Below are 13,367 nucleotides of genomic sequence, written 5' to 3'. Positions count from 1 at the left end.
AAGCGGGCCTGACGGGGCACTAAAGCTCAAGTCGGCGGCCGGCCTTGGGCCGCGAGATCGGTGCTCGACATCGCGAGCAGCGCATCGCCCGGGGCGTCGGCCGGCGGATAGATGAGCTCGCGGTTGATGCGCCGCTTCGCCGCCTTCGCCTCAGCACCCGTCTGCCGAACGATCCGCTCCCAGCCCTCGGTCCGCACGGCGCCGGAGCGTCCCAGATCGAGGCACGTGACGTAACGCCGCTGGACGTAGTCGAGCGTCGGCAGGCCGAGCAGGTCGCGCGCGGCGTTCTCGCCGGCGAATCGGCCGAGCTGGAGCGCGTGCTGGCAGGACTGCAGCGTCCGGTGACCGTCGCCGGTGTCGGCGGCGGCCGCGTCGCCGGTGACGAAGACATCCGGCACGGCCGGCGCGCGCAACGCACGGTCGACGACTACGCGGCCGCGCTCGTCCCGCTCGCCGGGGATCCGGCTCGCGAACGGCGCGGCCTCGAGCCCGGTGGCGAGCACGACCGCGTCGGCCGTGACGGCGGCGCCGTCTCGAAGCTCCACGCGATTCGCCGACAACGCCTGCACGGCGGCGTCGAGGCGCAGCTCGATCCGGGCTTCGGTCAGCGCCGCTTCGATCGCGGACCGCGGGCCCGCGCCGAGCTCGGGCCCGACCACCGGCGCGCGATCGATCAACACGATGCGCAGTCGTTCCGCCGCCTCTTCAGCGCCGTGCGCTCGAAGGCGATCACGCAGCTCGAGCGCGAGCTCGATGCCGGTGAAGCCGGCGCCGACGACGCCGACGGTCGGAGACGGCACCGTCGCGGCGATCTCGGCCAAGCGCCGATCGAAAGCGATCGCCTCCGCCTGCGTATCGACCGAGAACGCGGACGCTGCGCCCGGCACGTCGGGTCGGCGCATGCGGCTGCCCGTGGCGACCACGAGGCGTGCATACCCGAGCCGCTCGCCGGAAGCGAGAGTGACGGTGCGTGCCGAGGGATCGAGATCCGCCGCTTCGCCGGCGACGAAGCGCACGCCGACCCTGTGCAACAGCGGCCGCAGATCGACGCCGAGCCGCTCGGGATCGGCCTCGTAGAGGCGCGGCCGCATCTGAAGCACGGGCTCGCGGGAGAGCAGCGTCACGGGTGCGCGACCGTCGATGACGCGGCGGGCGGCGAGCGCCGACCAGAAGCCGGCGAAGCCGCCCCCGACGATCAGAATGCCATTCGACTGCGACGCGTTGCCGTTCGACGGCATCACCCGGACGCCCGATGCTAGCTGACCATGTCCTTTAGGCCCTTGAGGGGCAGCGCTCTCACCTTCTTGCTCGCCGGCTTCGCCTTGAAGATCATCTTCTCGCCGGTGAACGGATTCACGCCCTCGCGGGCCTTCGTGGCCGGCTTCTTCACGACCTTCAGGCGCAGCAGCCCCGGAAGCGTGAACAGACCGTGAGCGCGCAGGCTCTTGCGCATGATCCCGTTCAGCGAATCGAATACCGCGTTCACCTGCTGGCGGGTCAAACCCGTATCTTCCGAGATCTGCCTGAGAACTTCCGACTTCGTCGGCGGGCTACCTTTCGTTGCCATGCTCCCTACTCTCAAAGGTTGACGACGTTCGGCGCGAAAGCGCCGACCCAAACCCGGCGCGGAAAATAGCACATTGCGGCCGCCGTGGCCTCGCGTTGCACCTTCTTGCGCGCGGATCTCTCGGGCTTGGCCGGCCGGCGCCGATGCCGGCGTCGCCGCGTGGGGCGATTAACCGGCGCGATTGACAGCAGCGGCTCCCGGGCGTATGTACCGTGGAAGTTCCCGTTGCGCGACCTTTCCACGAGGCACTTCGATGCGCGCGTTCCACCTCTCACGCCCGATCCTGTCGGCCGCGTTTCCGTTCCTTGCGTCCACCCTCTGCCATGCGCAGCCGTTCGCGAACGCCTCGGAGTCGCGGGCGGGCTACTCGGGCGGCGACATCGCCCCGCAAGGCGAATGCGCGGCGCTCACCGGCATTCGCCTTCCGGATCTCGTCGAGATCACCGCCCGTGCCGTTCCGGCCGAGCCGGATGCGCCGGCGCACTGCCGGGTGAGCGGCACGCTCGCGCCGGAGATCGGCTTCGAGGTGAACCTGCCCGATTCGTGGAACGGACGTTTCTACATGATCGGCAACGGCGGCCATGCCGGCCAACAGCCGGACGCGCCGGACCGTGCCGCGCAACGTGCGGAGGCGCTGCGGCTCGGCTTCGCGATGGCGAGCACGAACACGGGTCACGATGCGCGCACCGAGCCGCAGGCGACTTTCGTGCTGAGCAATCCGCAGAAGGCCATCGACTACGCGTATCGCGCGGTGCATTTGACCGCCGTGGCCGCCAAGACCCTCGCAGAGGCGTACTACGGAGAGCCGCCCGCGCACTCCTACTGGAACTCGTGCTCGAACGGCGGCCGTCAGGGCCTGATCGAGGCGCAGCGCTATCCCGAGGACTTCGACGGCATCGTCGCGAACGCACCGTGGGTGGATCAGACGGGCTTCACGATCGGCGCGATCTGGAATCAACGCGCGCTCGACGAGGCGCCCTTATCCGCCGAGAAGCTCGCGCTCGTCGCCGACCGGGTCATGGCTCAGTGCGACGCGGTCGACGGGCTTCGCGACGGCCTGATCGACGACCCGCGAAAGTGCTCGTTCGAGGTCGCGCGCGACGTGCCGATCTGCCCTTCCGGCACGGACTCGGACGCCTGCCTCACGGAGGCGCAAGCGCGCGCGGTGCAGAAGATTTACGACGGGCCGAGCACCAGCGACGGACGGTCGATCTTTCCGGGCTTCATGCCGGGCAGCGAAGCGATCGTGGAAGGCCGCGACGGCGTGCCGCGCAGCAACTGGATGGGCTTGATCGTGCCCGGGGCGCCCGACGCGAAGGCGGCCGATTTCTCGCTCGCGGAAGCCACGATGCGCTACCTCGTCTTCGATCCGCCGCAGCCCGATTGGGACTATCGCACCTTCGACTTCGACCAGGACACGGCGCTGCTCGAGCGCTGGGGCCGCATCGCGAACGCGACGCAAACCGATCTCGGCGCGTTCCGCGAGCGCGGCGGCAAGCTGATCATCACCTACGGCTGGGCCGACACGATCCTGCAACCGATGATGGGCGTGGAGTATTACGAGCGCGCGGCCGAGGCGAACGGCGAGAACAGCGACGACTTCATGCGGCTTTTCATGGTCCCCGGCATGGCGCACTGCGGCGGCGGCGTAGGCCCCGATCAGATGGATCCCGTCACGGCCGTGATCGATTGGGTCGAGGAAGGCTCGGCGCCCGACAAGCTCGTTGCGAAGAAGGTCGTCGATGGCGCCACGGTCCGATCGCGGCCGCTGTGCCCGTATCCGCAGGTCGCCCGCTACAAAGGCGAAGGCTCCCCCGACGACGCCGCAAGCTTCGAGTGCCGGGACCCGTAGCGGCCGATGCGATCCGACGTCATGTCGGCTCGTGCGGTCGCCGCAGCCATCCGCAGCGGCGCGCTGCACGCCGCCGATGCGGCCGCGGCGTGCCTCGAGAAGCTCGCGGCGCACGAGCCCGTGCTGAAGGCTTGGGCGAGCGTCGACGCGCGCTGGGTCGAGCGGCAGGCTGCCGCGCTCGACGGCGGCGCTCCTCGCGGTCCGCTGCACGGCGTGCCGATCGGCGTCAAAGACATCATCGATACCGCCGACCTGCCGACCGAATACGGCTCGCCGATATATGCCGGCCACCGCCCGGCCGCCGATGCCGCGTGTGTCGCGCTCGCGCGCGAAGCGGGTGCGATCGTGCTCGGAAAGACGGCGACGGCGGAGCTCGCCTGCTACTCGCCCGCCGCCACGGTCAACCCGCACGATCCCGCACATACGCCGGGCGGCTCGTCGAGCGGCTCCGCCGCGGCCGTCGCGGCGGGAATCGTGCCGCTCGCGTTCGGCACGCAGACCGCGGGGTCGATCATTCGGCCCGCGAGCTTCTGCGGCGTCGTCGGGTACAAGCCGACCTACGGGCTCATCGGCCGTGCGGGCGTGAAGCTCGTGGCGGAAAGCCTCGACACGCTCGGCGTTTTCGCACGCGACGTCGCGGACGCGGCGCTGCTCGTCGGCGCGCTGACCGGCCGCGCCGATCTGCTCGACCTCGAGCCCGGCCGGCACCGATGGCGCATCGGCCTCTGCCGAACGCACGACTGGGAGCACACGGAGCCCGAAGCCCGCGCCGCGCTCGAGCAGGCGGGGACCGCGCTCGCCGAGGCCGGCGCCGCGGTCGATTGGATCGAGCTGCCGGCACGCTTCGGCGGGCTCGGCGATGCGCACGCCGCGATCTTCGGGTACGAGACCGTGCGCAATCTCGCGCACGAGCGGCGCGCGCACTGCGACCAGCTGAGCCCGCGCCTCCAGCGCGAGCTCGACGCCGGCGCGGAGGTCTCGGCCGCCGACTACGACGCCGCGCAAGCGCTCGCGCGGGACTGCCGCCGCCGGTTCCCGAGCGCAACGGCCGACTTCGACGTGCTCCTCGCGCCGAGCGCCACGGGGGAAGCGCCGCGCGGTCTCGAGTCCACCGGCAGCCCGGTCATGAACCGTACGTGGACGTTGCTGCACGTGCCGTGCGTGAATGTGCCCTATGGGCGCGGTCCCCATGGCCTGCCGCTCGGCGTGCAGGTGATCGGCCGGCAAGGCGACGACGCCCGGATGCTCGCCGCGGCGGCCTGGATTCACGATCGGCTCGGCCGCCGCGAGACGTGAGCAGCGCGCTTGCCGAGTCGCGTTCCTCCGCGCTCCCCGCCGTCGACGGCATTCACGCTCGTCGACGGCATCGCCGAGCCCGGCGCATGACGGCCCGAGGCTCTCAGGATCGATGCGACCGGGCGCGATACTCCGCGAGCCAGTAGGCTGCGACGAGCGTCTTCATGTCCGTGATCTCGCCGCGGCGCGCCCGGTCGATGAGCTCCTCCGCGGGCAGCACGACCGTCAGGATGTCCTCCTGCTCCGCCGCATTGCCGTGCACGCCGCCGGCGCGGCTCGCATCGACGAATCCGAGCACGATCGATATTTTTTCCGACGTTCCGCCCGGGCTGACGTAAGCGCCGGGATGCACGAGCACGGGATCGCGAAGGTCGAGCCCCGTCTCCTCCTTCATCTCGCGGACCGCGGCCTCGACCGGCGTTTCATCCTCACCGACGATGCCGGCCGCGAGAGCATCGGTGAACGGGTGCTCGCCGGCGGCCACGATGCCCGCTCGAAGCTCGTTCACGAGGACCGCCTCGTCGCGCGCGGGATCGTAGGCCAGCACGGCCACCGCGTGACCGCGCTCCATCACCTCGCGCGTCACGTGCTGCACGCCGCCTTCGTGCCGCTCCGCCTCGAGCTCGTACCCGTTCACTTTGAGGAAACCGTCATAAAGCGGCGTCACGCGCTTGATCGTGACGCGGAGCTTGCGATCGCTCATGCGCGCCTCCCGGCGTGGACCGCCCTGTTGGCGATTGCCTCGTCCCGCGGACGTTCTATCATGCTCGGACTACACGTTGAACGACACCGGCGGCGAGCGTGGTCCTTGCGAGTCCTGCAAGGCGAGCGCTCTCCCCCGGCAAGGAGCGGACGCTATGCCGAAGATCGAGCTCGAAGAGGCGCCGGTGCTCAAAGGGTCGTCCTACCCGCCGCCGTTCGATGTGCCGTGCAGGAACCGGAGCGCGTTGCGGCTCGGCCTCGCGGCCGGCCTCACGCAATTCGGCGTGAACCTGGTGACGCTGCCGCCTGGCGCCTGGTCGAGCCAACGCCATTGGCACGCCAAGGAGGACGAGCTCGTCTACGTGCTCTCGGGCGAGGTCGTCCTCGTCGAGGACGAAGGCGAGACCGTTCTCGGGCCGGGCGACTGCGCCGCGTGGAAGGCGGGTGTGCGCAACGGCCATCACCTCGTCAACAGAAGCTCGGAAGACGCCCGGCTCCTCGTCGTCGGCACGCGCGACGACACGGACTGGGGCGAGTACCCCGACATCGACCTGCGGTTCGGCCCGGCCCTTGAGCCCGGCGGAGGCCCGGCCGGACGGTATACGCACAAGGACGGCACGCCGTATTGAAGCGCGCGTCCTCGGTGTGTGAAGCCCGTCGCCGATCTACTCGGCGCTCGGCGCCCCGATGCCGGTGGAGGTGACGTTCAGACTCGACCCGTCGGGGAGCTTCACGGACGCGCCGCTCGCTCTCAACGTGCCGTCCTTCGACCGATAGCCGAGCACCGTGACCTCCGTGCCCGGAGGCAGCGAGTTGCGGTTCCAGCCGCGGCGGATCAGCGCGTTCGGCGCGCCGCCTTCGATGGCCCATTCCTGGACCTCGCCGCTATCCGTGGTGACCTTCAGGTAGATCCACGAATGCGGGTTGGTGAATTCCATGCGAATCACCTCGCCGTGCAGCTCGATCGGCTGATTGATGTCGAACTCGGCCGCGAACGAGTGATGGGCCGCGGCCGGCCCGGCGGCGAGCAGAGCGAGCAGGACGGCGAGCGACGAAGCGGCAAGAGCATTACGTGACATCGGACGGACCTCGTGTTTCGTGCCTGAGCGTGAGCCGCCGCCTCACTGAGTCTCGGCGACGGGCTTCCGCGTCATCAAGTCGCCGTACAGCAGCTGCTCGGAGAATTCCACGCAGTTGAACTCCAGAAGATGGGCGTTCTCTTCCACTCGGCGGTAGAGCGGCATACGGATCGTCCACGGACGGGAAAAGGTCTGGGGATCGTCGATGGTCGCCTCGTACTGCATGACGTTGTCGTCGATCAGCGTGTAGCGCTCGGTGACGACCATCGCCGAGCTGTGGTGATTGCCGGCGCGGTCGAGCCACGTCTTGTCGATGTTGGAGTTGACCTCGATCACGAGCGTGTCGCCCTCCCACCGGCCGTTGGAACGGCCCATCCACAGGTCGACGGGGGCGATCTCGTGGTCTTCCGGATTCATATAGACGGGGCGATTCGCGTTCGCGTACTCGTAAGCGAAGAGGATGATGTCGCCCTCGCCCTGCACGATCTGAAACGGATAGGGCATGTAGGTGGCGCGCGGAATGCCGGGCATGTAGCACTTCGCTTCCGGGTCCGACGCCGGCCAGCCCGCGCGGTTCTCCTCGCGCTTGGCAAGCGCCTCCGGCAGGTACGGGATTTTGCCGCCGACGACGACGCTCTCCCCGGCCGGGATCGCCGCGATCGCGCCGAGCTGCCAAAACGACTCGAGCGCTTCGGCGGAGTGTCCTTCCAGATTCCAGTAGGCCGTGTTCATCGCCTGCCAGATGCCGTTCAGGTTCGGCTTGCCGGCGATCCGCTCCGGGCGCTCGCGCTCCTGCGCGCAGGCCGGACCGGCGGTCGCGGCCGCGAGAAAGCACAGCAAGGCGAGTGGAAGTGCGTGGCGCATGCGCTTTAACATACCCCCAGGTTCGGCGCGGGAGAAAAAAGTATGCGTACCCTGGAGAAGCCGGTCAATGCACGCATCGCGTTCGCCGATGATCACGCACGCTTGCGCGTCTCCACGCTCGCCCTGGCGCCCGCGACGCTCGGGCTCGCAGCGGGCCTCCTCCTCGCAGCGGAATCGCAGGCCCAGGACGCGGCTCCGGCCGCCGGGACGCCCGTTCCGGCCGAGCAGACGGCGGCGGCATTCGCGGATCCCGATTGGCGCGTGCCGCGCCTTTCGTGGGGCGATCCGGATCTGCAAGGCACGTTCACGAGCCGCGATATGAGCGGTATTCCGATGGAGCGTCCGGAGCAATACGGCAAGCGCCAAAATTTGACGGCGGAGGAGTTCCAGCAACGGCTGTCGCAAGGTTCCCGCGGTCTGGCGGCGCTCGCCGCGAGCCAGCCGAACGACGGCCGCCGCCTGGAGCTGAGCGCGCTCGATTCGGCGGAAACCGGCACGCGCACCTTCGGCTATACGTCCTACATCATCGATCCCGAGGACGGGAGGATGCCGGCGCTCACCGAGGAAGGGCGGCAGCGGCAGTCGACGATCCATCGCGGCCAGGCGAACGGGCCGTTCTACACGACCGAGGATTTTTCGTATTACGACCGCTGTATCACGCGGGGCGTCACGGGGTCGATCCTGCCCTCGCTTTACGGTGACGCGATGCGCATCGTGCAGTCCCCCACGGAAGTCGCTATCAGCTACGAGATGCTGCACGACACCCGCATCATCCCGCTGGACGGACGGCCGCCGGCCGACCCGAACGTCCGCCAATACATGGGCTCGTCGGTCGGGCATTGGGAGGGCGACACGCTCGTCGTCGAGACCACGAACTTCACCGACAAGCTCGCCGAGGCGCGTATGGCGCACAGCGAGGAGCTCAAGCTGATCGAGCGCTTCACGCGGATCGATCCGGAGATGATCAACTACGTCGTCACCGTCATCGATCCGCGCACGTTCGAAGAGCCGTGGACGTTCCGGCTCACGCTCACGACGCAGCCCGGCTACGAGGTGCTCGAGTACTCCTGCCACGAAGGCAACTTCTTCGTGGCCAACGCGCTCAGGGCCGAGAAGGAGTACCAGCGGCGCGTCGCCGAGGCGCGCGCCAAGGGCGAGCCCATCCCGGAGCGCACCGTCACCACGGGCCAGGGCCTGAGCATCTACGAGGCGCCCTCGGCCGACCAGGCGGTCGACATCAACTGAAAGCGCCTTTCGCGGCGCGCGGGCTCCGGCCCGCGCCGCCGCTCGAGGCCGTCGGCGCCCCTTGCGGGCCTCGTATACCGGAGGAGATCGCGTGGAGCTCGATGCCGAGATAGCTTCGGGCACCACGGCATAGGCGGGTCCATAGGCTTCTGCGACCCGGACGCGGGGTCGGGCTTCTCGTACGCGTGCAACACGATGCATGCCGTCGGTACGAACGGCCCGCGGGCGGCGCGTCTCATCGACGCGTTGTACGGCTGCGAGCTCTAGGAAGCGACGCCCGGCACGGCAAGCGAATCATCCTCGGGCGCGCGTTCGCGGCTCTCCGGGTAGATGCGCGGACGCCGTGACTCGACGAGCTCTATCTCGTTGCCGTCGGAATCGCGAATCGGCACGATTCGGCAGCAACGCACCGCATCGAATCGCGGCTCGATGCTCCCGTCGGCCGGCACGACGCCGAGGTTCCACAGGCGCTCGCGCGCGATATCGAGCGAGACGGTCTCGAACCGCAGTCGTTTCGGCTCGGCGATTGCGTCGCTTTGCTCTTCGATTGCCAAGTATGTCCACCCTCGCCCACGCATGAGCACGCGCGGTGATCCGTTCTTGCGCGTCGTCGAGACGAGCTCGAAGCCGAACACGCGATTGTAGAAGCGGACTGCACGTCTCGAGTCACGCGTTGGAATCTCGATGGCGCCGACGGTTGTCACGTCGATCGGTTCTTCATGATCGAAGCGAGTCACAATGGCCTCCCAGCTCGGAGTGGTCGCGAGGCGCCCGGCCTTGCAGACGGGCGACCGACGAGTGCGGGCGAACGGTCGATTCCGATGAGATGTCGCCGATGTCTCATCGGCGCTTCCGGATGCCGCTGCCCGTTCTCGCCAATGCATCGAAGGCGTGCTAGCCTTAACAAGCGGAACGTTGTTCCACATGATGTGGAACAGTGTTCCGCTTGTCAATGGTGTAGATGGATCCATAGGTGCGCAACCGGAAGACATCCTCCCCGCCGCAAAACCAAGAGGCGCGCCCGGTGCGTGCAGACGCGCGCCGCAACGCCCAAGCGCTGGTCGAAGCGGCGATGAAGGTCTTTGCGACTTCGGGCGTCGAAGCCCCGTCGAGGGAGATCGCGGAAAAGGCCGGCGTCGGCGTGGGCACGCTCTATCGCCATTTCCCGCAGCGCTCGGACCTCGTGGTGGCGGTCTTTCGCAACGAGGTGGACGCCTGCGCAGACGCAGCTGCGAAACTTGCGGCCGAGCATGATCCAGGGGAAGCGCTTGCGCGGTGGATGCAGCGTTACGTGGATTTCATCGCCGCGAAGCGAGGGCTTGCGGGCGCGCTTTCCTCGGGCGACTCCGCCTTCCAGTCTTTGCCGACCTATTTCCTCGAGCGAATTCGGCCGGCGTTGCAGGCTCTGCTCGATGCAGCGATCGACGCGGGCGATATCCGCTCCGACGTCGACCCCGACGAGCTGCTGTTCGCGGTCCCGAGACTCTGCAAGACCGACGCCTACGGCGGAAGCCAAGAGCAGGCACGGCGGATGGTCGCGCTGCTCGTGGACGGGCTGCGCTACCGCGCCCAGCCGACTTCGGCCGGCCGCAAGAAAAGCCGTCGTTCTCGCAAATAGGCCGCGCCGATGAGCCGTTGCGCCCGGTCAGCCGGCGCTTCGCGCCCGGCAGTCGGTAAGCGTTCCCGCTCCCGCGGCGTCGTCGGGGGCGACGAGCGGCCGTCCGGCCGTCAGCGCCTCCGTGAAATCGCGGTCCATTGCATGGAACGGCGCATCGGCTTCGACGCCGAGCGACTCGATCACCTTCGTCCAGAATGCACGCGCGGCGGCCGTCGCGGTGATGTCGAAGATCTCGGCGTCCGTGAACCCTAAACCCTTGAGCCGCTCGACGTCGCCGGCCGTCACGGACGCCGCATCGCGGGCGACCTTACGGGCGAACTCGAGCATCGCCGCCTCCGCGTCGCTGAGCGCCGCAGGCTTATCGCCGCGCGCGATCGCCATGACGTCGGCCGCGGAGAAGAACTCGGTCAATGCCTTGCCGTGAGCGAGCGAGCACAACGTGCTGCGCAGCTCATGCGCCGCGGCGAACGTGACGAGCTCGAAGCGCCGCTTGTCCATGTGGCGCTTGATGCCGGACTGAAGCTGCGCCCACAGCCGCATGATCTCCGGACGGTGGCAGAACACGAAGGCATAGCCCGGCACGTAGCCGTAGTGCAGAAATTGCCGCTCGTACATCGCCTTCACGTCGCCCGTGGCGTCCTGTGCGGAAATCGTCTCGATGAAAGCCATCTCGGTGCTCCTTACTCCGTGAGGTGCCAATCGCTGATGCGGACGTAGCGGCCGTGATCGGCGTAGTCGCCGGCGGCGCGACGCGCGCGAAAATCGCCCCAGTTGATCGGCCGGTAGCGCGGCGGGCGGTATGCGTCGACGGTCGACGGAAGCGGCGCATACTCGACGCTGTAGGCGGGATTCAGGAAGAACGGCGCGCTGAACCGGGCCGCCTCGGCGCTCACCAATCCGCGATGCAGCGCCGCCTGATACCGGTCGTTCGACCACACCTGCACGATGTCGCCGATGTTGACGACGAGAGCATCGGGCCGCGGCTCGACGAGGTGCCATGCGCCGTCGTGGAAGACCTCGAGGCCGGGCTGCTCGTCCTGCAGCAGCAGCGTGAGCGCGCCGGCATCGGTGTGATGGTTGACGCCGAGATGTCCGTCGCGCGCCATCGACAGATCCGTCGGCCGTGCCGGCTTGGGGCACTTCGGATAGTAGTTGAGGCGCAGGAAGCTCGTGTGCTCCGGCATGAAATACGGGTCGAGGTACCGCGCGGGCATGCCGAGATTGACCGCGATAGCGCGGAGCAACCGCAGCGCAAGCCCATAGCACGCCTCATAGAAGCCCTGGATCGCGCCCCGAAACTCGGGCAACGCGGCCGGCCACTGCGGCATGATCACGCCCCCGTCGGGCGGCCCGTAGTCGTAGATCTGCTTCCAGTCCGGCGTGTGCTTGGTGAGCTCGCGATCGTAGAACCCCCAAGGGTTGTCGGCCGTGCGCAGGATCTCGCGCTTGACGTCGAGCGGCTGCGCGAAGAAGGCGCGCATCTGCCTCCTCAGCGCGAGGATGCGGCCTTCGTCGATGCCGTGTCGCTCGATTTGAAAGAAGCCCCAGTCTCGGCACGCGGCGTCGATCGCGTCGAGGGTTTCGCCGCTCGAGAGATCGCTGATGTCGATGACGGGCAACGTGCTCGTGGTCATGACTTTCTCCTTCACGCGGTCTTGCGCGGCTGCAGCCACTTCGGCAACAGCGCGTAGGGGTCGACGTCGGCGCTCTTGGCGTAACGGATGCCGCGCTCCTCGAGCCGCCGCTGCAGCGAGCCGTTGCGCCAGGCGTCGAAGAGATCCGTGCAGCCGCCGATGTGCTCGCCGCCGACGAAGATCTGCGGGATCGTCCTCGCGTTGGTGCGCTCGGCGAGCACGGCGCGAATCTTGCCGCCCCTGTCGCCGGCCTGGTATTCGACCGAGTCGAGGTCGACGCTGCGGTATTCGATGCCGAGCCGCGCGAAGAGCTTGCGGACCGACCAGCAGAACTCGCACCACTCGAGCGCGAACAGCACGACGGGCTCGTTCCGAACGACGTCGTCGACGAAGCGCTCGGCGTCCGGATCGAGCGCGGCGGGCGTCGGTGCCGCGGCAGCGGGCGCGGGCGCCGGCGGCGGCGCATCGAAGCGGCAGCTCGGCGTCGAGCGCGACAGCGCGAGCTCCTCCTCCGTCATCTCCTCGCCGATGTGCTCGAACAGCGGGGTCGACATGTAGCGCTCCCCGGTATCGGGCAGCATGCAGACGACGTTCGTGCCGGGCGGCGAGCGCCGCGCGACGTCGAGCGCGGCCGCGAGTGTCGCGCCGCTCGACGTGCCGACGAAGATGCCTTCCTGGCGCGCGAGCTCGCGGGCCAGGTGCAATGCGTCGTTCCCGGATACGGGCACGATCTCGTCGATGAGACCCGCGGCCACGGCGTCCTCGGTCAGCTTCGGGATGAAGTCGGGCGCCCAGCCCTGCATCAGATGCGGACGAAAGCGCGGATGGCTCTCGGCGGGCGTGCCGTCCGGAGCGCGCCGTTGCGGTATGCCGCTGCCGAGCACCTGCGAATTGTCGGGCTCGGCGGCGACGATCTTCGTCGGCAGCCCCGCCTGCTTCAGCGCGCGCGCGACGCCTTTCAACGTGCCGCCGGTGCCGAATCCGGAGACCCAGTAATCGAGGCGCTCGCCCGCGAAGTCGGCGATGATCTCCTGCGCCGTGGTCTGCGAGTGCACGTCGGCGTTGGCCTCGTTCTCGAACTGTCGGCACAGGAACCAGCCGTGCGTCTCGGCGAGCTCGACGGCTTTCGCGAGCATCCCGGTGCCCTTCTCGGCCGCCGGCGTCAGGACGACCTTCGCGCCGAGAAAGCGCAGCAGCTTGCGGCGCTCGATGCTGAAGCTTTCCGCCATCGTGACGACCAGCGGGTAGCCTTTCCGGGCGCAGACCATCGCCAGACCGATGCCCGTGTTGCCGCTCGTCGCCTCGACGACGGTCTGGCCCGGCTCGAGCTCTCCGGTCTGCTCCGCGCGCTCGATCACCGCGAGCGCCATGCGGTCCTTGACCGAGCCCATCGGGTTGAAGGACTCGACCTTCACGTACACGTTCACACCCGCCGGCGCCAGCTTGCCGAGCTTGACGAGCGGCGTGTTGCCGATCGTTTCGAGAATGTTGTCGAAGCGAGCCATGCGTT

Annotated in this window: 14 protein-coding genes; 5 read left to right on the top strand and 9 right to left on the bottom strand. The window is 68.5% G+C overall.

Annotation, left to right across the window (positions count from 1 at the left end):
• Window positions 1-26: 26 nt before the first annotated feature.
• Window positions 27-1,238 carry an FAD-dependent oxidoreductase gene (locus VF329_11415; GenBank protein HEX7081613.1) on the bottom strand — a complete coding sequence of 404 codons (1,212 nt, stop codon included), beginning with the start codon at window positions 1,236-1,238 and terminating at the stop codon, window positions 27-29.
• A 17-nt stretch (window positions 1,239-1,255) separates the two neighbouring features.
• Window positions 1,256-1,567 (bottom strand): HU family DNA-binding protein, encoded by a 312-nt coding sequence (locus VF329_11410; protein ID HEX7081612.1) that lies wholly within the window; start codon window positions 1,565-1,567, stop codon window positions 1,256-1,258.
• A 253-nt stretch (window positions 1,568-1,820) separates the two neighbouring features.
• Between VF329_11410 and VF329_11405 the strand changes: the two genes are divergently transcribed.
• Window positions 1,821-3,419: a tannase/feruloyl esterase family alpha/beta hydrolase gene (locus tag VF329_11405; protein ID HEX7081611.1), complete on the top strand. Its 1,599-nt coding sequence runs from the start codon at window positions 1,821-1,823 to the stop codon at window positions 3,417-3,419.
• Window positions 3,420-3,440: 21 nt separating this feature from the next.
• Entirely contained in the window at window positions 3,441-4,715 is a 1,275-nt protein-coding gene (locus VF329_11400; protein ID HEX7081610.1) for an amidase, read from the top strand.
• Between the two features lie 103 nt (window positions 4,716-4,818).
• Here the strand turns inward: VF329_11400 and VF329_11395 are convergent, their stop codons facing one another.
• Window positions 4,819-5,418 carry an NUDIX domain-containing protein gene (locus tag VF329_11395; GenBank protein HEX7081609.1) on the bottom strand — a complete coding sequence of 200 codons (600 nt, stop codon included), beginning with the start codon at window positions 5,416-5,418 and terminating at the stop codon, window positions 4,819-4,821.
• Window positions 5,419-5,572: 154 nt separating this feature from the next.
• Here VF329_11395 and VF329_11390 point away from each other — a divergent pair, with 154 nt between their 5' ends.
• Entirely contained in the window at window positions 5,573-6,046 is a 474-nt protein-coding gene (locus VF329_11390) for a cupin domain-containing protein (protein ID HEX7081608.1), read from the top strand.
• 36 nt (window positions 6,047-6,082) lie between these two features.
• On the opposite strand, the gene VF329_11385 is transcribed toward VF329_11390, so the two are convergent.
• Complete coding sequence (locus VF329_11385) at window positions 6,083-6,496, bottom strand: DUF6152 family protein (GenBank protein ID HEX7081607.1); 414 nt, start codon at window positions 6,494-6,496, stop codon at window positions 6,083-6,085.
• A gap of 42 nt (window positions 6,497-6,538) precedes the next feature.
• Window positions 6,539-7,360 carry a hypothetical protein gene (locus VF329_11380; GenBank protein HEX7081606.1) on the bottom strand — a complete coding sequence of 274 codons (822 nt, stop codon included), beginning with the start codon at window positions 7,358-7,360 and terminating at the stop codon, window positions 6,539-6,541.
• Window positions 7,361-7,402: 42 nt separating this feature from the next.
• On the opposite strand from VF329_11380, the gene VF329_11375 reads away from it, so the two are divergent.
• On the top strand, window positions 7,403-8,605 hold the full coding sequence (locus tag VF329_11375) for a hypothetical protein (GenBank protein ID HEX7081605.1): 1,203 nt from the start codon (window positions 7,403-7,405) through the stop codon (window positions 8,603-8,605).
• A 263-nt stretch (window positions 8,606-8,868) separates the two neighbouring features.
• On the opposite strand, the gene VF329_11370 is transcribed toward VF329_11375, so the two are convergent.
• A complete protein-coding gene (locus VF329_11370) occupies window positions 8,869-9,309 on the bottom strand; it encodes a VOC family protein (GenBank protein ID HEX7081604.1) in 441 nt (146 codons plus the stop codon).
• A 320-nt stretch (window positions 9,310-9,629) separates the two neighbouring features.
• Between VF329_11370 and VF329_11365 the strand changes: the two genes are divergently transcribed.
• Window positions 9,630-10,223, top strand: coding sequence for a TetR/AcrR family transcriptional regulator (locus VF329_11365; protein ID HEX7081603.1), 594 nt, complete (start codon window positions 9,630-9,632; stop codon window positions 10,221-10,223).
• Between the two features lie 27 nt (window positions 10,224-10,250).
• Here VF329_11365 and VF329_11360 read toward each other — a convergent pair whose 3' ends face one another.
• From VF329_11360 to cysK, 3 genes are read right to left on the bottom strand one after another with little or no spacing between them, the layout of a single operon-like run.
• Window positions 10,251-10,892, bottom strand: a complete 642-nt coding sequence (locus tag VF329_11360; protein ID HEX7081602.1) for a peroxidase — start codon at window positions 10,890-10,892, stop codon at window positions 10,251-10,253.
• Window positions 10,893-10,903: 11 nt separating this feature from the next.
• A complete protein-coding gene (locus VF329_11355) occupies window positions 10,904-11,857 on the bottom strand; it encodes a 2OG-Fe(II) oxygenase family protein (protein HEX7081601.1) in 954 nt (317 codons plus the stop codon).
• 11 nt (window positions 11,858-11,868) lie between these two features.
• Window positions 11,869-13,362 (bottom strand): cysteine synthase A, encoded by a 1,494-nt coding sequence (cysK, locus tag VF329_11350; GenBank protein HEX7081600.1) that lies wholly within the window; start codon window positions 13,360-13,362, stop codon window positions 11,869-11,871.
• Window positions 13,363-13,367 lie beyond the last annotated feature (5 nt).

Source organism: Gammaproteobacteria bacterium, assembly GCA_036381015.1.
Classification (GTDB): domain Bacteria; phylum Pseudomonadota; class Gammaproteobacteria; order Steroidobacterales; family Rariloculaceae; genus ZC4RG20.
The sequence above is the reverse complement of the archived record's forward strand: the minus strand, read 5'-3'. Positions and strand labels throughout refer to the sequence as shown.

Coding starts and splice junctions, on each gene's coding strand:
- VF329_11390 (HEX7081608.1), top strand. CDS start 5,573: ATGCCGAAGATCGAGCTCGAAGAGGCGCCGGTGCTCAAAGGGTCGTCC.
- VF329_11415 (HEX7081613.1), bottom strand. CDS start 1,238: ATGCCGTCGAACGGCAACGCGTCGCAGTCGAATGGCATTCTGATCGTC.
- cysK (HEX7081600.1), bottom strand. CDS start 13,362: ATGGCTCGCTTCGACAACATTCTCGAAACGATCGGCAACACGCCGCTC.
- VF329_11385 (HEX7081607.1), bottom strand. CDS start 6,496: ATGTCACGTAATGCTCTTGCCGCTTCGTCGCTCGCCGTCCTGCTCGCT.
- VF329_11355 (HEX7081601.1), bottom strand. CDS start 11,857: ATGACCACGAGCACGTTGCCCGTCATCGACATCAGCGATCTCTCGAGC.
- VF329_11375 (HEX7081605.1), top strand. CDS start 7,403: ATGCGTACCCTGGAGAAGCCGGTCAATGCACGCATCGCGTTCGCCGAT.
- VF329_11405 (HEX7081611.1), top strand. CDS start 1,821: ATGCGCGCGTTCCACCTCTCACGCCCGATCCTGTCGGCCGCGTTTCCG.
- VF329_11400 (HEX7081610.1), top strand. CDS start 3,441: ATGTCGGCTCGTGCGGTCGCCGCAGCCATCCGCAGCGGCGCGCTGCAC.
- VF329_11395 (HEX7081609.1), bottom strand. CDS start 5,418: ATGAGCGATCGCAAGCTCCGCGTCACGATCAAGCGCGTGACGCCGCTT.
- VF329_11360 (HEX7081602.1), bottom strand. CDS start 10,892: ATGGCTTTCATCGAGACGATTTCCGCACAGGACGCCACGGGCGACGTG.
- VF329_11410 (HEX7081612.1), bottom strand. CDS start 1,567: ATGGCAACGAAAGGTAGCCCGCCGACGAAGTCGGAAGTTCTCAGGCAG.
- VF329_11380 (HEX7081606.1), bottom strand. CDS start 7,360: ATGCGCCACGCACTTCCACTCGCCTTGCTGTGCTTTCTCGCGGCCGCG.